We start from the raw sequence: 24,052 nt of genomic DNA, 5'->3' as shown, positions 1-24,052 counted from the left end.
CCGGCCGGGACGATCTTCCGGTCGGGGCCCGTTGCGCATTTCTCGTCCGGTTTGTCGGTATTCCGGCATGGGGAATTCGTGGTGCGCTGACAGTCGGGTCGCGGTCGCACTGTCGTTTGGTCCATAATCTCCGGACTGCCGTCCGTAACCGATTCGTCGCGCGGATGTGTCGTCCGCCGACAGATCGGTTCCCCCGCCGAACATCCGAGGATGCGATGGAGCGAATCCTGCTGTCCCTGACGCTGGCGGGCCTGCTCGTCGGCCTGGTCGCCCTCGCCGTCCTGCTCGTGCGTCAGCGGCACGTCACCGACCGGCTGCGCCGGCGCAACCAGGAGCTCGCCCAGGAACTGCGCCACCACGAGGCCGAGGTGCGCCATCTGGCCGCCACCCGGCTGCCGCAGCTGCGCGAACGGCTCGCGGGCAGGCCGGTGGCCGTGGCCGGGCCGCTGGACCCGCAGCGGACGAACCGGTCCGCGCTGGGCCCCGCCCTGGCGGCCGTGCTGGAGACGTTCACCGACGCCGTCGAGCAGACCCGCGAGCAGGCCGACCGGTCGGCCAAGGGCGCGCTCAAGGCCATGATGCGCACCGTGCAGAGCCTGGCCAACGAGCAGCAGCTGGCCATCTCCGAGATGCAGGACCGGCACGACGACCCCGAGGTGCTGGCCGACCTGCTGCGCATCGACCACATGAACGCCCAGCTCGGCCGGCGCGCGCAGGCCACCGCCGTGCTGTTCGGCTCCTGGCCGGGCCAGCAGCGCTCGGCCGCGCCGCTGGTGGACGTGGTCCGCGGGGCCACCTCCCGGATCCGCGACTACCTGCGGGTGCGGATCACCTCGGAGGTGAACGTGGCGGTGACCGGCCGGGCGGTGGAGCCGGTGGTGCTGGCCCTGGCCGAGCTGCTGGACAACGCCGCCCGCCACTCCCAGCCCAACACCCCGGTCGAGGTCAACTTCCAGATGGCGCACAACGGTGTGGCCGTCATGATCGACGACGCCGGGGTGGCGATGAACGCCGAGGAGATCGCCCGGGCCACGGATCTGCTGTCCGGCCGGCACCAGGCCGACATCGGCGCGCTCGGCGACCCGCCGCAGATCGGGTTCGCCGCCGTCGGCGTGCTGGCCGCCCGGTACGGATTCACCGTCTCGGTGGACACCCGCTCGCCCTACGGCGGGGTCCGCGCGGTGGTGTTCCTGCCGAACACCCTGCTGACCTCCATCACCGAGGAATCGGAGGCGCCTGTGGGAGACCAGCCGGGCACCGTCACGCAGGCGGCCGCGCCCGCCCCGGTGGCCGGCGCGACCGCCAGCGGCCTGCCCAAGCGGCGCCGCGCCACCACCGCCGTCGCGGCCGCCGACGACGACACCGCGGTCGCCGCCCGGCCGCCCCGCCCCGCGCGGGAACGCGCCGCCGGACTGGGGGCCTGGCAACGAGGCACCCGTTCCGGCCGCGCCGCAGCCTCGTCCGACACCGAAGGGAACCCCCGGTCATGACCGATGTGCCGATGAACGCCGCGATGGCCGACCCCACCGAGAACCGGCTCGGCTGGATGCTCGACGAGGCGCTGCGGATGCCCGAGGCCCGGCACGCCATCCTGCTGTCGGCCGACGGGCTGCTGATGGCCCACTCGCAGCGGATCAGCCGGGACGAGGCCGAACGGCAGGCGGCCGGCATGTCCGGGCTGCAGTCCCTGGCCCGCGCCACCGCCGAGTTCTGCGGCGACGACCCCGACACCACCTGGCGGCAGACCGTCACCGAGTTCGACGACGGCTACGTGTTCCTGGTCGCCGCCGGTGAGGGCGCCTACCTGGCGGTCTCGGCCAGCCCCCAGGTCGACATGGAGGCGGTCTCGTTCCGGCTCCAGGAACTGGTGCAGCGGCTCGGCAAGGAGCTGTCCACCCCGCCGCGCCGCACGCTGGCATGATGCCGCCGCACAACAGGAAGGCGCTGGTCCGCCCGCACGTGGTGACCGGCGGCCGGGCGCATCCCACACGGAACATCTTCGACCTGGTCACCCTGGTGATCGCCGCCCCCGGCGACCCGGCCGCCCAGCTCACCCCCGAGCAGCGCCGGATCGTGCGGCTGTGCCAGGGCGGGGCGCTGTCGGTGGCCGAGGTCGCCGGGCATCTGTCCCTTCCGGTCAGCGTCGTCAAGGTGCTGCTGTCGGACCTGGTGGACAGCGGCCACATCACCACCCGGGCGGCCGGCCCGTCCGGCGGCATGGACGGCCTGGACCGCGAGCGGATTCTGCGGGAGGTGCTGGATGGACTCCGCGCCCGTCTTTGAACACACCGGCGCGACCGCCGGGCGCTACCTGGGCGAGTCGGTGCGCACCGCGGTCAAGCTGCTGGTCGTGGGTCACTTCGCGGTCGGCAAGACCACGTTCGTCAGCACCCTGTCGGAGATCCGCCCGCTGCACACCGAGGAGCGGATGACCCAGGCCGGGGCGCTGGTCGACGACCTGGCCGGGATCGAGGACAAGACGCACACCACGGTGGCGATGGACTTCGGCCGGCTGACGCTCAGCGACCGGCTGGTGCTGTACCTGTTCGGCACCCCCGGCCAGCACCGCTTCAAGCGGCTGTGGAGCGACCTGGCCCGCGGCGCGCTCGGCGCGCTGGTGCTGGTCGACCCGTCCCGCCTGCAGGAGTCGTTCGAGGTGATGGACACGGTCGAACGGCACGGCCTGACCTACGCGGTGGCGGTCAACCAGTTCGCGGGCGCCCCGGTCTTCCCGCTGGAGGAGATCCGCGAGGCTCTGGACCTGCTGCCCGACACCCCGCTGGTGACCTGCGACGCCAGGGATCCGGCGTCCTCGACCCGGGCGCTGATCGCCCTGGTCGACCATCTGCTCACCGCCTCCCGGGAGCCCGAGCATGAGCACTGAGAGCGCAGGCGGCGCGCGGCCGGGCGGCTGCCCGGCGCACGGCCGCATCAGGATGTACGACGAGCAGTTCGCCGTCGACCCGCACGGCGCGTACGCGCGGATGCGCCCGCACGGGGCGTTCGCGCCGGTCGAGATCGCCCCGGGCGTGCCCGCCACGCTGGCGATCGGCTACGACGCCGTGCTGGAGGTGATGCGCGACGACCGCACGTTCTCCCGCAACCCGAGCACCTGGCAGCAGACCGTCCCGCCGGACTGCCCGGTGCTGCCGATGATGGGCTACCGCCCCAACGTCCTGTTCACCGACGGGGCGGTGCACGCCCGGCTGCGCGGCACCATCACCGACGCGTTCGCCCGGCTGGACCCGGGCGTGCTGCGCGGCCAGGTCGAACGGCACGCCGACGCGCTGGTGCGGGCGCTCGGCCCGCTCGGCGAGGCCGACCTGATGTCCGGGTACGTCCAGCCGCTGCCGATGCTGGTCTACATGGACATGTTCGGCTGCCCGCCCGCCATCGCCGAGCGGCTGGTGTTCGGGATGGCCGGGATCTTCGAGGCGACCACGCCGGCGGAGGCGGAGAAGGCCAACAACGAGCTGAACGAGGGCATCTACGAGCTGATCGCCCTCAAGCGGAGCCACCCCGGCGAGGACGTCACCTCCTGGCTGCTGGCGCATCCGGCCGAGCTGACCGACGACGAGGTGCACAGCCAGCTGGTGCTGCTGATGGGCGCGGGCACCGAGCCGGAGCAGAACCTGATCGGCAACGCGCTGCGGCTGCTGCTGTCGGACGACCGGTTCGCCGGCGACCTGTCCGGCGGCAGCCTGCCGATCGAGGACGCCCTGGACGAGGTGCTGTGGACCGACCCGCCGCTGGCCAACTACGGGGCGCGGTTCCCGCTGCGGGACGTGGAGATGGCCGGGCACCGGCTCCCGGCGCACCAGCCGGTGGTGATGAGCTACGCCGCCGCCAACACCGACCCGGCCAAGACCAGCGACCAGCGCACGGGCAACCGCGCCCACCTGGCCTGGGGCGCCGGTCCGCACGCCTGCCCGGCGCGCAACCACGCCCGGCTGATCGCCTCCATCGCCATCGAACGGCTGCTGGACGGCCTGCCGGACATGACGCTGGCCGTTCCGGTGGAGGAGCTGCGCTGGCGGATCGGGATGTTCCACCGCGGCCTGGTGTCGCTGCCGGTCCGCTACCCGCCGGTCCACTTCCCCGCGCCGGCCACCGACACCGGCGCCCAGCGCCGCCCCGCGCCCGCCCTCACCGCCCCGGCGCCCCCGGCCGAGCGGCCCGCCGAGGGACGCGGGTTGATGGCCGCGCTACGGCGCTGGTGGAACGGCGAATGACCGATCGCCCCGCCGCCCGTCCGAACGCGGGCGGCGGGGCTCGCTTCTCCGGGGTCTCGGGGCCGTCCCCCGGGCGAACAGGTCAGCCGGGGTCGCCCAGCACGTGCCGTACCAGCGCGCGCAACGGCCCGGTCAGCTCCGCCTCGCCGACCGTGGTGACCCGCCCGTCGACGTCGATCTCGTAGACGAACCGGTCGGGAACGCGGCCCGGCGGCGGTATGCCGTCCAGGTCCACCCGGTCGAGCAGGTCCCGCAGCGCCGGATCCGAGGCGGTGTCGCACTCGCCGCGGCGTTCGACGCCGGCGAAGCCCCCGCTGCGGATCACGCTCACTCTCACGGTTCCACGCCTACCCCGCTCCACGCCTTCTGCACGGCCCGCACCTCGGCTCCGCCCGCGCCGTACAGGCGCCCGGCGGTGTCGATGGTGGCGGCGGCGAACGCGGCGAACTCGATCGCCGGTTTCATCGCGTCCCCGGTCAGCGTGTCGTACCAGATTCGCCCGGCCTTCTCCCAGGCGTGCCCGCCCAGCGCGGTGGCCGCCAGGTAGAAGGCGCGGTTGGGGATGCCGGAGTTGATGTGGACGCCGCCGTTGTCGCGGTAGGTCTCCACGTAGTCGTCCATGTGACCGGGCTGCGGGTCCCTGCCCAGCCGCGGGTCGTCGTAGGCGGTGCCCGGCTCCTTCATCGACCGCAGGCCGACCCCGTTCACGTCCGGGCCGAGCAGGCCGGCGCCGATGATCCAGTCGGCCTCGTCGGCGGTCTGGCGCAGATGCCACTGCCTGACCAGGGAGCCGAACACGTCGGAGACGGACTCGTTCAGCGCCCCGGACTGGCCGTAGTACTCCAGGGCGGCGGTGTGCTGGGTGACGCCGTGCACCAGTTCGTGCCCGGTGACCTCCAGCGGCCCGGTGAACGACAGGAACAGCTCGCCGTCGCCGTCCCCGTAGACCATCTGCCGGCCGTTCCAGAAGGCGTTGGCGTACTCGCGGCCGTAGTGCACGGTGGAGACCAGTTTCAGCCCGGCCCCGTCGATGGAGTTGCGCCGGTACGCCTGCTCGAAGAAGTCGAACGTCACCCCGAGCCATTCGTAGGCCTGGTCGACGGTCTCGTCCCCGGTGGAGTCCTGTCCCTCGGTGCGCACGGGGTCGCCGGGGAGCTGTTCGCGGTGGCGGGCGTCGTGGACGGCGCGGTTCGGGACGAAGTCCTCGCTGGGCGCGGCGGGGGCGACCGTGGTGACGCGCCGTTCCACACGCTGGGTCGCGCTCATCACCAGGGTGCGGCGGGCCATCTCGCGCAGCGCCCGGTCATCGGTCGCGTCGGCGAGGTGCTCCAGCATGTGCGGCGGGAGGATCGTGCATCTCATGGCGCCACGCTGACAGTCGAACCCGATTCGGGACGCGCCCTTTACCGTAACTTACGGTGACCACATGGTCATTCTCCGGTGGCGACGCGTGATCGCCGTCCGTTTTCGTCCCGCCCCGCCGGATGCGGGAGAATGTGCGGGTGACCCTCTACCGTGACGAAGGAATCGTGCTGCGCACCCAGAAGCTGGGTGAGGCGGACCGCATCGTCACGGTGCTGACCCGCCGCGGCGGCCGGATCCGGGCGGCGGCCAAGGGGGTGCGCCGGACCAAGTCCCGGTTCGGGGCCAGGCTGGAGCCGTTCACCCATGTGGACCTGCAGTTCTACGAGCGGCGCTCGCTGGACCTGATCACCCAGGCCGAGACGCTGCGGCCGTACGGCGAGCCGCTGGTGGCCGACTACCCGCGCTACACCGCCGGGACGGCGATGCTGGAGACCGCCGAGAAGCTCACCGCCGAGGAGAAGGAGCCCGCGCTGCGGCAGTTCCTGCTGCTCCTCGGCGGGCTGCGCACCCTGGTGGAGGGCTCGCACGACCCCCGGCTGGTGCTGGACGCGTTCCTGCTGCGGTCGCTGTCGGTGGCCGGCTGGGCCCCGGCGCTGGACGAGTGCGCCCGCTGCGGGGCGCGCGGCCGGCTGCGGGCGTTCGCCATCGCGGCGGGCGGGGCGATGTGCGCGGCCTGCCGGCCGCCCGGCGCGGCCTCCCCCGCGCCCGCCACCCTGGAGCTGATGCTGGCGCTGCTGCGCGGGGACTGGGCGCACGCCGACGCCAGCGAGGCGCGCCACCGGACCGAGTGCAGCGGGCTGGTGGCCGCCTACCTGCAGTGGCATCTGGAACACGGGATCAGGTCGCTGCGGCACGTGGAACGCGCGCCGCACGAGCCGACCACCACCGAGAACATCACCGAGGAGCCAGCGTGAAAAGGGCCGTCCAGCCGCCGTACCCCCACCCCAGCGGCGCCCGCCCCCCGGCCATCCCCAAGGAGTTCGTCCCCCGGCACGTGGCCATCGTGATGGACGGCAACGGGCGCTGGGCCAAGGAGCGCGGCCTGCCCCGCACCGAGGGGCACAAGATGGGGGAGCACTCCCTCTTCGACGTGATCATGGGCGCGATCGAGCTGGGCATCCCGTACCTGTCGGCGTACGCGTTCTCCACCGAGAACTGGAAGCGCTCCCCGGAGGAGGTGCGCTTCCTGATGGGCTTCAACCGGGACGTGATCCGCCGCCGCCGCGACCAGCTGCACTCCATGGGGGTGCGGGTCCGCTGGGCCGGGCGGCGGCCCAGGCTGTGGCGCAGCGTGATCAAGGAGCTGGAGGACGCCGAGCGGCTGACCCGCGACAACGACGTGCTCACCCTGCAGTTCTGCGTCAACTACGGCGGGCGGGCGGAGATCACCGACGCCGCCGCCGCGATCGCCCGGGACGTGGCGGCCGGCAGGCTCGACCCCGACAAGATCACCGAGAAGGTGTTCGCCCGCTACCTGTACCGGCCCGAGGTGCCCGACGTGGACCTGTTCCTGCGGCCGTCGGGGGAGCAGCGCACCTCCAACTTCCTGCTGTGGCAGTCGGCGTACGCCGAGTTCGTCTTCCAGGACGTGCTGTGGCCCGACTTCGACCGGCGGCACCTGTGGCACGCCTGCGAGGTCTACGCCACCCGGGACCGCCGGTACGGCGGCGCGGAGCCCAACCCGGTGCCCGCGAGCGGACCCGTGCGGAGCTAGGCGATTCAGCCCGCGCAGTCCGGACAGGTGCCGAAGACCTCGACGGTGTGGGTCACGTCGGTGAAGCCGTGCTCGGCGCCGATGGCCTCCGCCCAGCGCTCCACGGCCGGGCCCTCCACCTCGACCGTCCGGCCGCACTGGCGGCACACCAGGTGGTGGTGGTGCTCGTCGGTGCGGCAGGCCCGGTAGACGGCCTCGCCGTCGTCGGTGCGCAGCACGTCCACCTGGCCCGCCTCGCTCATCGCCTGCAGCGCCCGGTAGACGGTGGTCAGGCCGATCTTCGAGCCGCCGGCCCGCAGGGCAGCGTAGATGTCCTGCGCGCTGCGGAAGCCCTCGCTGCGTGCCAGCGCCTCCCGCACCGCGTCCCGGCGGGCCGTCATGTGTGCACCTCCGCCTCGGCTGTCGCCTCGTCCGCGCCGGAAGGCAGTGTACGACCGGGGCGCCTGCGCCGGGAGAGCGAACCTCCGATCGAGCGCACCAGCACCAGCGCCACGAACACCGCCAGCGCCAGCAGCACGATGGACGGTCCGGGCGGCAGGTCGGACTCGAACGAGGCCACCAGCCCCGCCACCGCCGACAGCACCCCGATCCCCATCGCCGCCAGCATGGTGTCCCTAAAACCCCTGGTGACCTGCTGGGCGGCCGCCACCGGCACCACCATCAGCGCGCTGACCAGCAGCAGCCCGATGGCCCGCATGGCGATCACCACGGTCACCGCGGCGGTGACCGCGATCAGCAGGGACAGCAGCCGGGTCGGCAGCCCGCTGGCCCGGGCCACCTCCTCGTCCTGGCACAGCAGGAACAGCTCCCGGCCGAACAGCACCACCACCGCCAGCACCGCGACCGACAGCGCCGCCACCACGTACAGGTCCTCGAGGGTGACGCTGACGATGGAGCCGAACAGGTAGGACTGCAGGTTCGCCCCGCCGCCCTGCATGTTGGTCAGCAGCACGCCCCCGGCCAGCCCGCCGTAGAACAGCAGCGCCAGCGCCACGTCGCCGCCGGTGCGGCTGCGGGCGCGCAGCACCTCGATGACCACCGCGCCCAGCACCGACACCACCAGCGCGCCCAGCACCGGGGAGGTGCTGGTGAGCAGCCCGAGGCCGATGCCGGTGAGGGCGATGTGGCCGATGCCGTCGCCGAGCAGCGCCAGCCGGCGCTGCACGATGAACGTGCCGACCGCCGGGGCGGTCAGGCCGATCAGCACCGCCAGCGCCAGGGCGATGCGCATGAAGTCGAACTGCAGCAGGTCGGTCACGCCGGATTCCAGTGGGTCAGCGAGCCGGAGGCGGTCTCGGCGGCATGCGGGTGCTGGTGCTGGTGGCCGGGCCGGGCGCAGTCGCCCTCGGGCGCCGGCGGGGCCCCGGTGTGCGCGATGCGGCCCTCCTCCAGCACCACCGCCCGGGTGATCAGCGGCTCCAGCGGGCCTAGCTCGTGCGCCACCAGCACGATGGTGCGGCCCTGGCGGACCAGGTCGTGCAGGGTGGCGGCGAGGGCGGCCTGGCTGGCGGCGTCCACCCCCGCGGTGGGCTCGTCCATGACGAACACGTCGGGCTCCCCGGCCAGCGCCCGGGCGATCAGCACCCGCTGCTGCTGCCCGCCGGACAGCCGCTGGGCGGGCTGCCCGGCCCGGTCGGCCAGCCCCATCTGCTCCAGCGCCCGCTGCACGGCGGCGCGGTCGGCGGCCGTGGCGAACGGGCGCAGCCGGGACCGGCGGGCGATCCGGCCGGAGGCCACCACCTCGCGGACCGTCGCGGGCACCCCGCCGCCCACGGTCAGGCGCTGCGGGACGTACCCGATCCGGTGCCAGGCGCGGAACCGGGCGGGCGGCGAGCCGTAGATCTCGGTCCGGCCGCCGGACAGCGGCACCAGCCCCAGCAGCGCCCGGACCAGGGTGGACTTGCCGGATCCGTTGGCGCCGAGCAGGGCCAGCACCTCACCGGCCTCGACCCGCAGGTCGATCCCGCGCAGCACTTCCCGCCCGTCCAGCCGGACCCGGCCCCCGGTCATCGCCAGCGGCGGAGCCCCGGCGCTCATGCGCGCCCCCCGCTCGCCTGCGGCGTCCCTTTGAGGCGTTGGCGCGCTCATGCGCAGTCCAGGGCGGTGCGCAGGGTCTGCAGGTTCTTGCGCATGATCGAAACGTAGTCGTCGCGGGAGCCGTCGGCCAAACCCTCCACCGGATCCAGGGTGGCCGTGCGCACCCCGGCCTCGCGGGCCAGCGCCTGGGCGACCTTCGGGCTCACCAGCGTCTCGGTGAACACGGTGGTGGCCCCGTTCTCCCGGATCTCATGGGTCAGCTCGGCCAGCCGCTGCGGCGACGGCTCGGCGGTGGGGTCGACGCCGGCGATGGGCACCTGCTCCAGGCCGTACCGGTCGGCGAGGTAGCCGAACGCGGCGTGCGCGGTGACCATCGTCCGCCGCTCGCAGTTCTTCAGCCCGGCCTGGAACTCCCCGTCGAGCGCGGTCAGCCGGCCGGCCACGGTCCTGGCGCCGGCCCGGTAGGCGGCGGCGTTCGCCGGGTCGGCCTTGGCCAGCCGTTCGCCGAGCGCGGTGGCGATGGTCGCCATCCGGCTGGGGTCCAGCCAGATGTGCGGGTCGTAGGAGCCCTCGTCGTGCCCGTGGCCGTGCTCGTCCTCATGTTCGTGGCCGTGCCCGTCCTCGGCGGGCGGCGGCAGGGTCCGCACGGCGGAGGCCGCGTCCAGGCCGCGGTCCTTGGCACGTTCCGACACCGCCTGGTCCACGGCGGGCTGCAGGCCCTTGACGTACACCACCAGGTCGGCCTCCCCGAGCTCGGCGATCTGCCGCGGGGACAGCTCCAGGTCGTGCGGCTCGGCGCCCGGACGGGCCAGCGTGTCGACCGACACCGCGGTCCCGCCGACCTGTTCGCTCAGCCAGGCCATCGGGTAGAACCCGGCGATCACCCGGGTGCCGGACCCGGATCCGGCCTCGGAGCCGCCGCCGCACGCGGTGGCGGCGAGCAGCGCGGCGGACAGCACGGTCATCGGCAGTGCGGACCGGGGCGAAATGCGGCGCAGGGCACGGAAGGTGAACACCCCTCCATACTGGGCAAAATGAAAACGGTTGTCAAAATCAGCCCAGCAGCCGGCCCGCCGCCGACACCACCAGCACCGTGATCGCGGCGACCCGCAGCGTCCGCCCGCCGATCCGCAGGGCGGGCCAGTTCAGGTAGGCGAACCAGGCCAGCAGCAGCGCCAGCACGCCCAGCGCGGCCGCGGCGACCCACCCGGTGCCCGCCATGCCCACCGCCAGCAGCGCGAAGACCGCCAGCAGCGGCACCCACACCGGCAGCCGGTGCAGGAACACCACCGGCACCGCGCTGCGCCGCTCGATCGCCCCCCGCAGCCCGGGGGCGTGGGGATCGGGTCGTGTGCTCACCCGCCCACGGTAGCGCCGCTCACTAGGATGGCCGGGTGATCGCGATTACCCGGTACCGGGTCCCCGAGGAGGAGACCGAACGGTTCGCCGCCGAGCTCGGCGCCGTCCTGGAGGCGCTGGCCGCCGCGCCCGGGTACCGCGGGGGCCGGATCGGCCGGACGGTCGACGACCCCACCCTGTGGGCGCTGGTCACCGAGTGGGACGGCGCCGGCCACTACCGGCGCGGGATCGGCCTGTACGACGTGCGGATGCGGCTGATCCCGCTGTCGGCGCTGGCGATCGACGAACCCGGCGCCTACGAGGTCGTCGCCGCCCGCTGAACGGCCCCGCCGAAAGGCCCGGCCCGCGCGCGGGTCGCGTCACGCCACCGGCGGCGTTGCCCTAAGCTGGAAGACCTTGAGGGGCACCGGAGCCTGGGGACCGCGGAGCGCGGAGGCCCGGCGTCCCCGCACCGGGGATGAAAATCGCTTCGGCGCGCTGCCGGGCGTACGAGACAATCCCACCGACCGCCAGCCGGATGGAGAATTCAATGGCCCGCCGACCCGACGTGATGGACACCATCGTCAGCCTCGCCAAGCGGCGGGGCCTGGTCTACCCGTCGAGCGAGATCTACGGCGGACTGCGCGCATCCTGGGACTACGGCCCGCTCGGCGTCGAGCTGAAGAACAACGTCAAGCGCCAGTGGTGGAAGGCCATGGTGCAGGGCCGCGAGGACGTCGTCGGCCTGGACTCGTGCGTCATCCTGGCCCGCGAGGTCTGGGAGGCCAGCGGCCACGTGCAGGCGTTCGTGGACCCGCTCACCGAGTGCCAGTCCTGTCACAAGCGCTTCCGCGCCGACCACCTGGAAGAGGCCTACGAGGCCAAGCACGGCCACCCGCCGGCCGGCGGCCTGGCCGAGGTCAACTGCCCCAACTGCGGCACCAAGGGCGCCTTCACCGAGCCGCGGATGTTCAACGGCCTGCTCAAGACCTTCCTCGGCCCGGTCGAGGACGAGTCCGGCCTGGCCTACCTGCGGCCGGAGACCGCGCAGGGCATCTTCATCAACTACATGAACGTCCAGCAGTCGGCGCGCCGCAAGATCCCGTTCGGCATCGGCCAGATCGGCAAGTCGTTCCGCAACGAGATCACCCCCGGCAACTTCATCTTCCGGACCCGCGAGTTCGAGCAGATGGAGATGGAGTTCTTCGTCGAGCCCGGCACCGACGAGGAATGGCACCAGTACTGGATCGACGAGCGGATGCAGTGGTACGTCGACCTGGGCATCCGCAAGGAGAACCTGCGGCTGTACGAGCACCCGGCCGAGAAGCTGTCGCACTACTCCAAGCGCACCGTCGACATCGAGTACCGGTTCAACTTCGCCGGCGGCGAGTGGGGCGAGCTGGAGGGCATCGCCAACCGCACCGACTACGACCTGTCCACCCACGCCAAGGCCAGCGGCCAGGACCTGTCGTTCTTCGACCAGGACAAGGGCGAGCGGTACGTGCCGTACGTCATCGAGCCCGCGGCCGGCGTGGACCGCTGCGTGCTGACCTTCATGCTGGACGCCTACGCCGAGGACGAGGCGCCCAACGCCAAGGGCCAGCTGGAGAAGCGCACGGTGATGCGGCTCGACCCCCGGCTCGCGCCGGTCAAGGCCGCGGTGCTGCCGCTGTCGCGCAACGCCGACCTGTCCCCGAAGGCCCGCGACCTGGCTGCCGCGCTGCGCAGGCACTGGAACGTCGAGTTCGACGACGCCGGCGCGATCGGCCGCCGCTACCGCCGCCAGGACGAGATCGGCACCCCGTACTGCATCACCGTCGACTTCGACACCCTGAACGACGACGCCGTCACCATCCGGGAGCGCGACTCCATGAAGCAGGATCGCGTGGCGATCTCCCAGGTGGAGTCCTACCTGGCGGCCCGGCTGCCGGGCTGCTGAGCCCGTTCGCCGCGGGTGTCCGCCCGGACGCCCGCGGCGGAACCTCTCCCCGGGGGCCCGCGTTCCGGTAGCGTGGCGGAGACCCATAGGCCACCGACGGAGGGACGCACATGAGCGACCACCGTCGCAGCCATGCCCCGGCCGACGGCGAGGCCGGCCGCCTCGCCCGCCTGCTGGTGCTGGCGCTGGGCCTGCTGGGCTTCGTGATGTTCCCCGGCGCCGGGCTCCCCTCCGCGGGGTCGGGCATCGGGATCCGCACCGGCGCCGCGCAGCAGCCGCCCGCGCACCAGGCGCCCGGCCGCGGCCGGGCCGGCGCCACCGTCCTGCAGAACGCCCCCACCGGGCAGCTCACCGAGACCGGGCCCGCCTCGGCGGCCCCGCCGCCGCACGCGGTCGCGCCCGCCGACCCGGCCCTGCCCGCACGCGACGTCCGCGCGCCCGCACCGGCCCCGCTCGGCGCCGCCGCGGCCGGTCACGGCCCGCTCGCCGCGGACGGCGTGCGGACGGCCCCGCCGCGCGGCCGTGCGCCGCCGGCCTCCACGGGTTCCTGAGGTCCCTGTCCGACCGGTGCCGCCGGGCCGTCGCGCCCGCCGCCGGTGTTCCGTGGCCCGCCGGCCGGCGGGCCGCCGTTCCCGTGGAGGTCTTTTGTCCAGCCCCTTGGCGTGGCGGGCGATAGTCGCGCTCGCCATCATCGCCGGATCGATATACGTCACGCTCACCCAGCCCGCCAAACTCGGGCTGGACCTGCGCGGCGGCACGCAGATCGTGCTGGAGACCAAGGACGGCCAGAACGTCAAGGCCAACCGAGAGTCCACCGACCGTGCCCTGGAGGTGCTGCGCAAGCGGGTCGACGCCCTGGGGGTGTCGGAGTCGTCCATCACCCGCTCGGGCGACCGGCGCATCATCGTCGAACTGCCCGACGTGCAGGATCCCAAGCAGGCCGCCGACGCCATCGGCCGCACCGCCCAGCTCACCGCGCACCCGGTGCGCACCAACGACGGCAAGCCCGGCAAGGGCGAGAAGATGCTGCCGGACGAGGACGGCAGGCCGATCATGCTGCGCCCGGCCGCGCTGTCCGGCGCCCAGATCGGCTCGGCCAACGCCTCCTTCGACCAGCAGAACGGCCTGGGCTGGTACCTGACCGTCGACTTCCGCGGCAACGGCGGCAAGATCTGGGAGAAGATCACCGCCGAGGCCGCCTGCAAGGTCGGCGACGACCGGCGGATCGCGTTCGTGCTGGACGGCGAGGTGATCTCCTCGCCGGCCGTGCAGGAGACGGTGCCCTGCAACGTGGGCATCGGCGGCGGCTCCACCCAGATCACCGGCCAGTTCACCGCCGAGGAGGCCAGGGACCTGGCGGCGCTGATCCAGGGCGGCGCGCTGCCGGTGCCGGTGGAGATCATCGAGCAGCGGGTGGTCGGCCCGACCCTGGGCGACGAGGCCATCGAGGCCAGCTGGAAGGCCGCCGTCATCGGCGTCATCCTCACCGGCCTGTTCATCGTCTGGATGTACCGCCTGGTCGGGTTCCTGGCCGCCGTCGCGCTGGTCTCCTACGGCGTGATCTCCTACGCCGCGCTGGTGGCGATGGGCGCCACGCTGACGCTGCCCGGCCTGGCCGGTTTCGTGCTGGCCATCGGCATGGCGGTGGACGCCAACGTGCTGGTGTTCGAACGGGCCCGCGAGGAGTACGCCCACGCGCCGCGGCGCGGGGCGCGGCCGGCGCTGGTCGTCGGGTTCCAGAAGGCCTGGACGGCGATCGCCGACTCCAACATCACCACCCTGCTGGCGGCGGGCCTGCTGTTCTTCCTGGCCGCCGGTCCGGTGCGCGGCTTCGGCGTCACGCTGACCATCGGTGTGCTGGCCTCGCTGATCTCCGCGCTGCTGGTCACCCGGGTGCTGGCCGAATGGGCCGTCTCCCGGCGGCCGATCGCCAAGCGCCCGGCCCTGACCGGTTTCGGCAGCACCGGCCGGATCCGCGACTGGCTGGACCGCAGGCAGCCCGACCTGATGTCGCGCCGGAAGATCTGGCTGGCGCTGTCCGGCGGGATGGTGGTGCTCGCCCTGGCCGGGATCTTCACCCAGGGCCTGAACTTCGGCGTCGAGTTCACCGGCGGCCGGCAGGTCGTCTACGACACCAGCCAGCGGATGGACATCGACGACGCCCGGCAGGCCGTCGCCGACGCCGGCTTCCCGCGCGCGGTGGTGCAGACCGCCGGCCGGGAGGGCGACGACGTCTCCGTCCGCACCGAGAAGCTCACCAACACCGAGGTCGACAAGCTGCAGAAGGCGCTGGCCGACGCCGGCGGCGGCACCGTCACCAAGGAGCGCGACGAGCTGATCGGGCCCAGCCTGGGCAGCGAGCTGCGGCAGAAGGCGCTGATCGCGCTCGGCGTGGCGCTGGCGGCGCAGCTGGCCTATCTGGCGTTCCGGTTCCGGTTCACCTTCGGCGCCGGCGCGGTGCTGGCGATGTTCCACGACGTGATCATCGTCACCGGCGTGTTCGCCTGGCTGGGCAAGCCCATCGACGGGGTGTTCCTGGCGGCGCTGCTGACCATCATCGGTTACTCGGTGAACGACTCGGTGGTGGTGTTCGACCGGATCCGGGAGCTGTGGCGGGCCGAGCCGGACAAGCCGTTCGCCGGAATCGCCAACCGGGGCGCCCTGCAGACCGTGCCGCGTACCGTCAACACCGGTATGGGGGCGCTCTTCATCCTGGCGGCGCTGGCGCTGCTGGGCGGCGACTCGCTGACCGACTTCGCCATCGCGCTGCTGCTGGGCATCACGGTCGGCACCTACTCCAGCGTGTTCACCGCGACCCCGATCACGGTCGTGCTGCAGGCGCGCAGCAAGACCCAGGCGCCCAAGCCCAAGCCCGTCAAGCGGCCGGCCCAGCGCCAGCCGGGAGACTCGGGCGCGGTCGTCTGACCCCTCGCCTCCGGAGCATCGACGAACGGGCGGGGTCCGCTTGGGCCCCGCCCGTTCGTCACTCCGCCTCGATCTGCAGGGCGGCCACCCGTGAGCGGGCCTGGGCCATCGCCTCGTGGTACCTGGTCTCCCAGTCCGGGTCGTCGTCGGGGATGGACGCGATCGACTGCCGCCCGTACTCCACCGGTCCCCGGGGAGTCCGGGCCACCTTCCGGACGACCACCGTGGTGACGCCGTCGGCGGAGGAGGTGTAGGTCTCCCAGCGGGCGTCGGCCTCCAGGGCCCGCCCGCGGCCGCCGTCCTGCCGGAACGCGTTCACCACGAGCATGACGGCCAGGACGATCAGCAGCACCACGGCGAGCAGTATCAGCAGTCTCATCGGTCCCTCCTGCCGGGCCGGTGCGTCAGTTCCGGGGGAGCAGAGCCCCACCGGGGTTGCCCGGTGCATAGACCGTGATGCCCTGCGGAAGCGCCTTCAGCTTCGCGATCTCGGCGCAGGCCGGTCACGTGTGGCGGCCGTTGTCGCCGATCACCGGACCAGACGCGCCACGGGCGTGCGGGAATCCCGCACGCCCGTGGTTTCCGGCGGTCCCGCCGGGGGTCAGTCCTTCGCGTCCACCAGCGAGCGCTTCAGCTCGCCGCCGTCGGCGGTGATGTAGCAGATCACGGTGCGTTCCCCGGCGTTCCACGACTCCTTGCTCGGAGGCTTTCGCCAGTGCATGAGCTCGGAGGACTCGCGGAGCCTCTTGGGCGTCGCGGCGTCACAGGCGTCGCCGGCCAGCCGCTCGACGACGTCGTCACCCGGGTACAGGCCGTTCTCCAGTTCGGGCAGGGCGGTCACCTGCCCGGTGTGCGGCTCGGAGCAGTCGGTGAGCACCGTTGTGATCGTCGCTTTCCGGTGGTCGGAGGAGAAGCAGTCGCCGACCTTGAGTTCCATCCATTCCCGGACGCCGATGTCCTTCTCCGGCAGGGGCCGGCTCAGTTGCCCGTCGCCCGCTCCGACGATCGCGCAGTGCGCCGTGCGGTCCCCGGTCAGCCATCCCTCCTCCCTCGGGGTGTAGGTCTCCAGCACGCCCTCCTCCACCGGCGTCAGGGTCCCGAACCGCTGCTGCAGGTACTTCTCGCACTCGGTCCTGGCGCGGGCGAAGATCTCCGCCTGCCCCGGCCACGTCCCGCCGTCCAGCTCGAACCTCTTGATGATCTCGCCGTAGTGCGGTCCATCACAGGACGTGATCTGGGGGATCATGTCCTGCTCGCTCAGACGCCCGTTGTAGCACTGGCCGACCTCGGGGATGTACCCGTGGACACTGCCGTCGCCCTGTTCGGCCGGGTCGTTGTGGAAGAACAGCCTGGGGACCAGGGCGAGGGCGGCGAGCAGGGCGGCGATGGCGGCCAGCAAGCCGATCACCGATCCGAGGTTGGCCGTCCGCTCGTCGCCGAACGTCATGAGGTCACCACCGATCGGGTCAGGTCACCGTACTCGCCGGTGACGTAGCAGAGCACGGTGCGTTCTCCGGAGTTCCACTGGTTCTTGCTCGGGGGCCACGGCCACAGCTGGATCGGCTCGCGCGATGTGCGGGCGGCCTTGGGCAGCTTGGCGTTGCAGAGGTCCCATGCCTGCCGCCGGACGGCGTCGTGGCCCGGGTAGAGGCCGTCCCCCAGCTCGAGGTAGGCGGTCACCTGCCCGGTGTGGGGCTTGGCGCAGTCGGTGAGCGTCACCGTACGGCTCGGCCGCGGGTGACCGGGGGCGGAGAAGCAGTCGCCGACCTTGAGCTCCCACCATTCCCTGACCCCGGTGTCCTTGGCGGGCAGCGGGCGGTCCAGCGTCAGGCCGGGGCGCGCGGTGATCGCGCAGTGCGCCGTCCGCCTCCCGAGCCGCCAGGCCATGGACCGGGGCGTGGTGATCTCCAGCTCTCCCTCCTCGACCGGCCGCACGGTGCCGAAGCGCTGCCGCAGGTGCCGCTCGCATTCGGCGATGACGCGGCGTTCGAGTTCCGCGTCGCCGGGCCACGGCCCGTCCGGGAGCTCGATCTGCTGGACCATCTCGCCGTCGTGCGGCAGGTCGCAGGGCGCGATCTCGGTCTCCACGCCGTACTCGTTCTGCTTGACATGGAAGCACTGGCCGACCTTGGGCATGGCTCCCAGGGCGGCGTCGCCCTCCGGCTCGGGGAGAGCGATCAGCACGATCGTGCCCAGCACGGTCCACACCACGGCGGCGGCGATGCCGCCGAGGGCGAATCCGCGGCCGCGTTCGCCGCGCCGGGCGATCTGCACCAGCGCGATGATCGCGACGATCAGCGCCGGCACGACCAGCCCGAGCAGCCCGATGACCAGCGCGACCACGGCGGGGCGGTTGGTCCGCGGGGCGGCGGGCCACGGCGCGGCGGCCGGTCCCGGCGGCGGGGGGAGGGGCGCGCCCGCCGCGCCGGGCGGCGGGGGCGGCCAGACGCCGGGCTCCGGCGGCCCGGCGGGTCCGGGCGGGGGGTCGCCGCCCGGGGCGACCCAGCCGTCCGGGTCGCCGTCACGAGGGGTCGTCATGGCGGCAGACTTTAGGGGGCGAGTGCGACAAATCCCCCGGTCGGGCCGCAGGTCGTTGCCAAAGGGTGATCATGTGGGCGGTGCCGGCCGGCCCACATGATCCGCGACGGGTCGCGTTCCCGTCCGGGGAGGGGGGCCCGGACGGGAGATGCGTCAGGCGAAGGCCCCCGGCGGGGCCTCGGGACGCTCGGCCTGGATCACCTGCATCACCGCGTTGATCAGCGCCAGATGGGTGAAGGCCTGCGGGAAGTTGCCCAGGTGACGGCCGGTGTGCGGGTCGATCTCCTCGGCGTACAGCTGCAGCGGGCTGGCGTACGACAGCAGCTTCTCGCACAGCCGCTTGGCACGGTCCAGCTCACCGATCATCACCAGCGAGCTCACCAGCCAGAACGAGCAGATCGTGAAGGTGCCCTCCTCGGAGGAGAACCCGTCGTCGGTCTGCTCCGGCCGGTACCGCAGCACCAGGTCGTCCTCGGTCAGCTCGTCGGCGATGGCCAGCACCGTCTCGCGCACCCGCTTGTCGTCGGCGGGCAGAAAGCCCAGCAGCGGGATCAGCAGCACCGAGGCGTCCAGCGAGGTGGCCCCGTAGTGGGCGACGAACACCCCGCGCTCGTCCAGCGCGTTGGCCAGCACGTCGGCGTGGATCTCGTCGGCCGCCCGCTGCCAGCGCTCGGCCAGCTCGAAGTTGCCGCGGATGCGGGCCAGCCGGGCGCCCCGGTCGGCGGCCACCCAGCAGAACACCTTGGAGGAGGTGAAGTGCTGCGGCTCGCCGCGCACCTCCCACATCCCGCAGTCCGGGTTGCGCCAGTTGGCCAGCGCCTCCTCGACCTGCTTGACGATGATCTTCCACAACCGGTCGTCGAGCCGGTCCCGGCGCCGCACGAACAGGTAGATGGAGCCGATGATGGCCCCCCACACGTCGTGCTGCGCCTGGGTGTAGGCGTCGTTGCCGATCCGCACCGGCCGCGCCCCGTCGTACCCGCTCAGATGGTCCAGCGTGGTCTCCGGCAGCTCCTCCCGGCCGTCCACCCCGTACATGATCTGCAACTGCCCGTCGGCCGCCTCGGCCACGTCGGTGATGAAGTAGAAGAAGTCGTTGGCCTCCCAGTCGAACCCGAGCGTGTAGAACGCCCACAGCGCCATCGTGGAGTCGCGGATCCACGTGTAGCGGTAGTCCCAGTTGCGTTCGCCCTGCGGGGTCTCCGGCAGCGAGGTGGTGGCCGCCGCCGCCACCGCCCCGGTGGGCGCGAACGTCAGGCCCTTGAGGGTGAGCGCGCTGCGCTGCAGATGGCTGCGCCACGGGTGGTCGGGGAACTTGCCGCGTTCCAGCCAGTGCTGCCAGTGGTGCACGGTCCAGACCAGCCGCTGGTGCGCCTCCTCGTAGGTCTGCGGCGGCCGGTGCTCGCTCCACGACAGCGCCACGAACCGGGACTCGCCCTGCTTGAGCAGGGTGCGACCGGTGGCCAGCGACCCCTCGAACCCGATGTTCATGTCGGTGGTCAGCCGCAGTTGCAGGCCGTTGCCCTGGCACATCGCCTCGTGGTAGCCCTCCCCGGTGTGCTCCCAGCGGGCCGGCTTGCGGCCGTAGTCGAACACCGGCATGCAGTCCAGCCGGACCTGCACCTGGCCGTTCACGCAGCGGACCATGCGCAGCAGCACGTGGTCGGCGTCGTAGTCGGTCGGCGCCCGGCGGTGGGTGTTGGAGCGCTCGTTCTCGTGGTGCCAGGGGCCCATGAGCAGCGCGTCGGTCACCACCAGCCAGCCGCCGTGGGTCCACCAGGTGGTCTCCATCACCATGGTCCCCGGGATGTAGCGCTGGGCCGCGGGAACCTCCACCCCCGCCGGGCCGACCCGGAAGTACCCGGCGTCACGGTCCAGGATCGACCCGAAGACGCTGGGCGAGTCCATCCGCGGCAGGCACATCCACTCCACGTTCCCGCTCGGGGCCACCAGCGCGGTGGTCTCGCAGTCCGAGAGGAAACCGTAGTCGGCGATGGGGGCGAACGGTTCTCCCGCCCTGCCTCCGGCGACCATCGGTCTCACAGCCTCACCTCCTGTTTCCATCATTGCCTCCCTTGCACGGTGCTCGGGATCACCTCGTGCACCGTTGACCGTGTGCGACGGATGTCTGGAATGTCCGATTGGAATAGACCACTAACACCGGGTTGACCTGCGGAAACGCTAAGTCGGCGCAGGGGTGCCGAACGATGTTCGACATGGCGGGTACAGTCCCCGCACAAGCGTGGAATCGGAGCGTGAAGGAGCTCCTCGTGCCGAAGTACGTATACGACTTCACCGAAGGCAACAAGGACCTCAAGGACCTGTTGGGGGGCAAAGGGGCCAATCTCGCCGAGATGACCAACCTCGGGCTTCCGGTGCCTCCCGGGTTCACCATCACGACGGAGGCCTGCCGCCACTACCTGGCGCACGGCACCGTCCCCGAGGGCCTGGCCGCCGAGATCGACGAGCACCTGGCCGCGCTCGAGAAGCAGATGGGCAAGCGCCTCGGGCAGCCCGACGACCCGCTGCTGGTCAGCGTGCGGTCGGGGGCCAAGTTCAGCATGCCCGGCATGATGGAGACCGTCCTCAACATCGGACTGAACGACGAGTCGGTCCGCGGACTGGCCGCGGTGGCCGGCGGGGACGCCGCCGGCGAGCGGTTCGCCTGGGACTCCTACCGGCGGCTCGTCCAGATGTTCGGCAAGACCGTGCTCGGCATCGACGGCGAACTGTTCGAGGACGCCCTGGAGGACCTCAAGCGCTCCAAGGGTACCGACAGTGACCTGGCACTTGACGCGTCGGACTTCCAGGAGCTGGTCGGCACCTACAAGCGGATCGTGCGCGAGCACGCCGGCCGGGAGTTCCCCACCGATCCACGCGAGCAGATGGACCTGGCCGTCAAGGCCGTGTTCGACTCCTGGAACGCCCCCCGGGCGATCCTGTACCGCCGGCAGGAGCGCATCCCCGCGGATCTCGGCACGGCCGTGAACGTGTGCTCCATGGTCTTCGGCAACCTCGGCATGGACTCCGGCACCGGGGTGGCCTTCACCCGGGACCCGGCCACCGGCCGCCAGGGCGTCTACGGCGACTACCTGCAGAACGCCCAGGGCGAGGACGTGGTCGCCGGCATCCGCAACACCGTCCCGCTGGCCGAGCTGGAGCGGATCGACAAGAAGTCCTACGACGAACTCCTGTCGATCATGGAGACCCTGGAGAACCACTACCGGGACCTGTGCGACATCGAGTTCACCATCGAGCGCGGCAAGCTGTGGATGCTGCAGACCCGGGTCGGCAAGCGCACCGCCGCCGCCGCGTTCTGCATCGCCACCCAGCTCGTCGACCAGGGCCTGATCACCCAGGACGAGGCGGTCACCCGGGTCACCGGCGCCCAGCTCGCCCAGCTGATGTTCCCGCGCTTCGACGACTCCCGCGCCGCCGACTCCACGCTGCTGACCAAGGGCATGAACGCCTCGCCCGGCGCCGCGGTCGGCAAGGCGGTGTTCACCTCCGAGCGGGCCGTCGAGCTGGCCGGCGAGGGCGAGGACGTCATCCTGGTGCGCCGCGAGACCAACCCCGACGACCTGGCCGGCATGGTCGCCGCCCGCGGCATCCTCACCTCCCGGGGCGGCAAGACCTCGCACGCCGCCGTGGTCGCCCGCGGCATGGGCAAGACCTGCGTGTGCGGCGCCGAGGAACTGGAGGTGGACGTCAAGGCCGGGAAGTTCACCGCGCCCGGCGGCGTGGTCGTCAGCGAGGGCGACGTGATCTCCATCGACGGCTCCACCGGGGCGGTCTACCTCGGCGAGGTGCCGGTGGTGAACTCCCCGGTGGTGGACTACTTCGAGGGGAACCTGGCCGCCGCCGACGGCGACGAGCTGGTCAGGGCCGTGGACCGGATCATGGCCTGCGCCGACGAGAAGCGGGCGCTGCGGGTGCGCGCCAACGCCGACAACCCCGAGGACGCCGCCCGGGCCCGCCGGTTCGGCGCCCAGGGCATCGGGCTGTGCCGCACCGAGCACATGTTCCTCGGCGACCGCCGCCGGCTGGTGGAGAACCTGGTGCTGGCCGAGACCGACGAGGAACGGCAGGCGGCGCTGGACGCCCTGGAGCCCCTGCAGCGGCAGGACTTCACCGGGATCCTCGAGGCCATGGACGGCCTGCCGGTGACCATCAGGCTGATCGACCCCCCGCTGCACGAGTTCCTTCCCGATCTGACCGAGCTGTCGGTCAAGGTCGCCACCGCCGGCCGGGACGCCGATCCCAAGGACGTCCGCCTGCTGGAGGCGGTGCGCCGGCTGCACGAGCAGAACCCTATGCTCGGGCTGCGCGGAGTGCGGCTCGGTTTGGTGATTCCGGGACTTTTCGCCATGCAGGTGCGGGCGATCGCCGAGGCCGCCGCCGAGCGCCGCAGGGCCGGCGGGGACCCCCGGCCGGAGATCATGATCCCGTTGGTCGGCGCGGTGCAGGAGCTGGAGGCCGTCCGCGAGGAGGCCCGCGGCATCCTGGCCGAGGTCGCCGCGGCCACCGGGGTGGACGTGCCCGCCATGATCGGCACCATGATCGAGCTGCCCCGGGCCGCGCTGACCGCCGGGCAGATCGCCGAGGCCGCGGAGTTCTTCTCCTTCGGCACCAACGACCTCACCCAGACCACCTGGGGCTTCTCCCGCGACGACGTGGAGGCGGCGTTCTTCGGCCGGTACCTGGAGCTGGGGATCTTCGGGGTGTCGCCGTTCGAGACGCTGGACCGCGACGGCGTGGGCCGGCTGATCCGCATCGCCGCCGAGGAGGGCCGCCGCACCCGCCCGGACATCAAGCTGGGCATCTGCGGCGAGCACGGCGGCGACCCCGACTCGGTGCACTTCTGCCACGAGGTCGGCCTGGACTACGTGTCCTGCTCGCCGTTCCGGATCCCGGTGGCCCGGCTGGAGGCCGGCCGCGCGGCGATCGCGGGGGAGGGCTCCGACAGCCGCTGACGACGGACGGGAGGGGGCGCACCAGATCGCGAGGAACGAGTGATCTTGTGCGCCCCTCGGGGGTGTAGGGGGTCGTCCCCCACAGGCAGATCGCGAGGAACGAGCGGTCTCGTGCGCCCCCTCCGCAAGCGGGCGGTCCCCGTTCCCCGAACGGCGGAAAACGGGCTGAACCAGGCACGTTGCGCCGACCATCCAACTAATGTGGTCAGCCCGATGACGTTGGAACGTGAACTGCCCGGCGCCGAGCCCGACGCCGACGAGCCGCAGGACGCCCCGGCCGAGGAGGCCCCCGCACGACGGCCGCGACGGCCCTGGCTGTTCTGGCCCACCGCGATCCTGGCCGGCCTGCTGGCGATCGCGGTGCTCACCCCCCTCGGCGTGGGCGCCCGGGTGTGGCACCAGGCCCGCCAGGACGAACGGCCCAGGTCGGACGCCATCCTGGTGCTGGGCGCCGCGCAGTACAACGGCGTTCCCTCACCCACCCTGCGCTGGCGGCTGGAGCACGCCGTCCGGCTCTACCGGGAGGGCGTCGCCCCGGCGATCGTCACCGTGGGCGGCAAGATGCCCGGCGACAACTACACCGAGGCCGAGGCCGGCCGCCGGTGGCTGATCAACGAACGCGGGGTCCCGGCGAACCGCGTCGTGGCCGTGCCCACCGGCGCCGACACGCTGGAGAGCATGCGCGCGGTGGGCCGGCGGTTCCGGCGGCTCGGCTGGGACTCGGTGGTGATCGTCACCGACCCGTGGCACAGCCTGCGGTCCAAGAAGATGGCCGCCGACCAGGGCCTGGCGGCCGCGGCCTCGCCGACCCGCAGCGGCCCCAGCGTGCAGACCCGCGACACCCAGATCAACTACATCGTCCGCGAGACCGGCGGCTACCTGTCGTACGTGCTGTTCGGCCGCAGCGTGCGGTCCCCGGCGGAACTGCGCCCCTCGAACACACCGGGCTGACACGCCGCGTTGACCGCGATGTCACAGGCCGGGCCTACCC

General features: G+C 72.5%; 24 protein-coding genes. 13 read left to right on the top strand and 11 right to left on the bottom strand.

The annotated features are described in order from the left end of the window. Positions 1 to 215 precede the first annotated feature (215 nt). From HNR21_RS28830 to HNR21_RS28810, 5 genes are read left to right on the top strand one after another with little or no spacing between them, the layout of a single operon-like run. Positions 216 to 1,490, top strand: a complete 1,275-nt coding sequence (locus HNR21_RS28830) for an ATP-binding protein (protein ID WP_182707655.1) — start codon at positions 216 to 218, stop codon at positions 1,488 to 1,490. After that, a complete protein-coding gene (locus HNR21_RS28825) occupies positions 1,487 to 1,921 on the top strand; it encodes a roadblock/LC7 domain-containing protein (RefSeq protein ID WP_233358601.1) in 435 nt (144 codons plus the stop codon). The genes HNR21_RS28830 and HNR21_RS28825 overlap by 4 nt, the downstream gene beginning before the upstream one ends. After that, positions 1,921 to 2,283, top strand: a complete 363-nt coding sequence (locus tag HNR21_RS28820) for a DUF742 domain-containing protein (RefSeq protein ID WP_182707654.1) — start codon at positions 1,921 to 1,923, stop codon at positions 2,281 to 2,283. The genes HNR21_RS28825 and HNR21_RS28820 overlap by 1 nt, the downstream gene beginning before the upstream one ends. After that, positions 2,261 to 2,884 carry a GTP-binding protein gene (locus tag HNR21_RS28815; RefSeq protein WP_119729474.1) on the top strand — a complete coding sequence of 208 codons (624 nt, stop codon included), beginning with the start codon at positions 2,261 to 2,263 and terminating at the stop codon, positions 2,882 to 2,884. The genes HNR21_RS28820 and HNR21_RS28815 overlap by 23 nt, the downstream gene beginning before the upstream one ends. Continuing rightward, complete coding sequence (locus HNR21_RS28810) at positions 2,874 to 4,232, top strand: cytochrome P450 (protein ID WP_182707653.1); 1,359 nt, start codon at positions 2,874 to 2,876, stop codon at positions 4,230 to 4,232. Before HNR21_RS28815 ends, HNR21_RS28810 begins: the two co-directional genes overlap by 11 nt. Before the next feature lie 82 nt (positions 4,233 to 4,314). On the opposite strand, the gene HNR21_RS28805 is transcribed toward HNR21_RS28810, so the two are convergent. Further along, complete coding sequence (locus HNR21_RS28805) at positions 4,315 to 4,569, bottom strand: protealysin inhibitor emfourin (protein ID WP_246442357.1); 255 nt, start codon at positions 4,567 to 4,569, stop codon at positions 4,315 to 4,317. Beyond that, positions 4,566 to 5,594, bottom strand: a complete 1,029-nt coding sequence (locus HNR21_RS28800; protein WP_182707651.1) for a M4 family metallopeptidase — start codon at positions 5,592 to 5,594, stop codon at positions 4,566 to 4,568. Before HNR21_RS28800 ends, HNR21_RS28805 begins: the two co-directional genes overlap by 4 nt. Before the next feature lie 140 nt (positions 5,595 to 5,734). Here HNR21_RS28800 and recO point away from each other — a divergent pair, with 140 nt between their 5' ends. Further along, entirely contained in the window at positions 5,735 to 6,511 is a 777-nt protein-coding gene (gene recO / locus HNR21_RS28795; RefSeq protein WP_182707650.1) for a DNA repair protein RecO, read from the top strand. Beyond that, on the top strand, positions 6,508 to 7,311 hold the full coding sequence (locus tag HNR21_RS28790) for an isoprenyl transferase (RefSeq protein WP_182707649.1): 804 nt from the start codon (positions 6,508 to 6,510) through the stop codon (positions 7,309 to 7,311). Before recO ends, HNR21_RS28790 begins: the two co-directional genes overlap by 4 nt. A gap of 5 nt (positions 7,312 to 7,316) precedes the next feature. On the opposite strand, the gene HNR21_RS28785 is transcribed toward HNR21_RS28790, so the two are convergent. The 5 genes from HNR21_RS28785 to HNR21_RS28765 all read right to left on the bottom strand — a co-directional run bounded on the left by HNR21_RS28785 (position 7,317) and on the right by HNR21_RS28765 (position 10,707). Continuing rightward, entirely contained in the window at positions 7,317 to 7,691 is a 375-nt protein-coding gene (locus HNR21_RS28785) for a Fur family transcriptional regulator (protein WP_119729479.1), read from the bottom strand. Beyond that, on the bottom strand, positions 7,688 to 8,569 hold the full coding sequence (locus tag HNR21_RS28780) for a metal ABC transporter permease (protein WP_182707648.1): 882 nt from the start codon (positions 8,567 to 8,569) through the stop codon (positions 7,688 to 7,690). Before HNR21_RS28780 ends, HNR21_RS28785 begins: the two co-directional genes overlap by 4 nt. Continuing rightward, positions 8,566 to 9,348 (bottom strand): metal ABC transporter ATP-binding protein, encoded by a 783-nt coding sequence (locus tag HNR21_RS28775; protein WP_182707647.1) that lies wholly within the window; start codon positions 9,346 to 9,348, stop codon positions 8,566 to 8,568. Before HNR21_RS28775 ends, HNR21_RS28780 begins: the two co-directional genes overlap by 4 nt. A 47-nt stretch (positions 9,349 to 9,395) precedes the next feature. Beyond that, positions 9,396 to 10,313 (bottom strand): metal ABC transporter solute-binding protein, Zn/Mn family, encoded by a 918-nt coding sequence (locus tag HNR21_RS28770; RefSeq protein ID WP_182708886.1) that lies wholly within the window; start codon positions 10,311 to 10,313, stop codon positions 9,396 to 9,398. Between the two features lie 88 nt (positions 10,314 to 10,401). Then, positions 10,402 to 10,707: a DUF6703 family protein gene (locus HNR21_RS28765; protein WP_182707646.1), complete on the bottom strand. Its 306-nt coding sequence runs from the start codon at positions 10,705 to 10,707 to the stop codon at positions 10,402 to 10,404. A gap of 35 nt (positions 10,708 to 10,742) precedes the next feature. Between HNR21_RS28765 and HNR21_RS28760 the strand changes: the two genes are divergently transcribed. From HNR21_RS28760 to secD, 4 genes are all read left to right on the top strand, one after another. After that, entirely contained in the window at positions 10,743 to 11,027 is a 285-nt protein-coding gene (locus HNR21_RS28760; RefSeq protein ID WP_119729483.1) for an antibiotic biosynthesis monooxygenase family protein, read from the top strand. Between the two features lie 209 nt (positions 11,028 to 11,236). Then, positions 11,237 to 12,625 (top strand): glycine--tRNA ligase, encoded by a 1,389-nt coding sequence (locus HNR21_RS28755; protein ID WP_182707645.1) that lies wholly within the window; start codon positions 11,237 to 11,239, stop codon positions 12,623 to 12,625. Positions 12,626 to 12,735: 110 nt separating this feature from the next. Continuing rightward, complete coding sequence (locus HNR21_RS28750; protein WP_182707644.1) at positions 12,736 to 13,176, top strand: hypothetical protein; 441 nt, start codon at positions 12,736 to 12,738, stop codon at positions 13,174 to 13,176. A gap of 94 nt (positions 13,177 to 13,270) precedes the next feature. Next, on the top strand, positions 13,271 to 15,550 hold the full coding sequence (gene secD / locus HNR21_RS28745) for a protein translocase subunit SecD (protein WP_220500339.1): 2,280 nt from the start codon (positions 13,271 to 13,273) through the stop codon (positions 15,548 to 15,550). Between the two features lie 58 nt (positions 15,551 to 15,608). Here secD and HNR21_RS28740 read toward each other — a convergent pair whose 3' ends face one another. The 4 genes from HNR21_RS28740 to HNR21_RS28725 form a co-directional block, all read right to left on the bottom strand. Further along, positions 15,609 to 15,929, bottom strand: coding sequence for a hypothetical protein (locus HNR21_RS28740; RefSeq protein WP_182707643.1), 321 nt, complete (start codon positions 15,927 to 15,929; stop codon positions 15,609 to 15,611). A gap of 222 nt (positions 15,930 to 16,151) precedes the next feature. Continuing rightward, entirely contained in the window at positions 16,152 to 16,997 is an 846-nt protein-coding gene (locus tag HNR21_RS28735; RefSeq protein WP_182707642.1) for a septum formation family protein, read from the bottom strand. Continuing rightward, entirely contained in the window at positions 16,994 to 18,088 is a 1,095-nt protein-coding gene (locus tag HNR21_RS28730) for a DUF4190 domain-containing protein (RefSeq protein WP_182707641.1), read from the bottom strand. Before HNR21_RS28730 ends, HNR21_RS28735 begins: the two co-directional genes overlap by 4 nt. Before the next feature lie 153 nt (positions 18,089 to 18,241). Then, a complete protein-coding gene (locus tag HNR21_RS28725) occupies positions 18,242 to 20,122 on the bottom strand; it encodes a glycoside hydrolase family 15 protein (protein ID WP_119729490.1) in 1,881 nt (626 codons plus the stop codon). Between the two features lie 236 nt (positions 20,123 to 20,358). Here HNR21_RS28725 and ppdK point away from each other — a divergent pair, with 236 nt between their 5' ends. Both ppdK and HNR21_RS28715 read left to right on the top strand, forming a co-directional pair. Further along, positions 20,359 to 23,061 (top strand): pyruvate, phosphate dikinase, encoded by a 2,703-nt coding sequence (ppdK, locus tag HNR21_RS28720; RefSeq protein ID WP_182707640.1) that lies wholly within the window; start codon positions 20,359 to 20,361, stop codon positions 23,059 to 23,061. Between the two features lie 213 nt (positions 23,062 to 23,274). Continuing rightward, a complete protein-coding gene (locus HNR21_RS28715; RefSeq protein ID WP_182707639.1) occupies positions 23,275 to 24,012 on the top strand; it encodes a YdcF family protein in 738 nt (245 codons plus the stop codon). Positions 24,013 to 24,052: the final 40 nt, after the last annotated feature.

The sequence above is a fragment of the Thermomonospora cellulosilytica genome (assembly GCF_014138835.1).
In the GTDB taxonomy this organism is placed as follows: domain Bacteria; phylum Actinomycetota; class Actinomycetes; order Streptosporangiales; family Streptosporangiaceae; genus Thermomonospora; species Thermomonospora amylolytica.
Note: the sequence above shows the minus strand (reverse complement) of the source record. Positions and strands in the feature narration are given on the sequence as shown.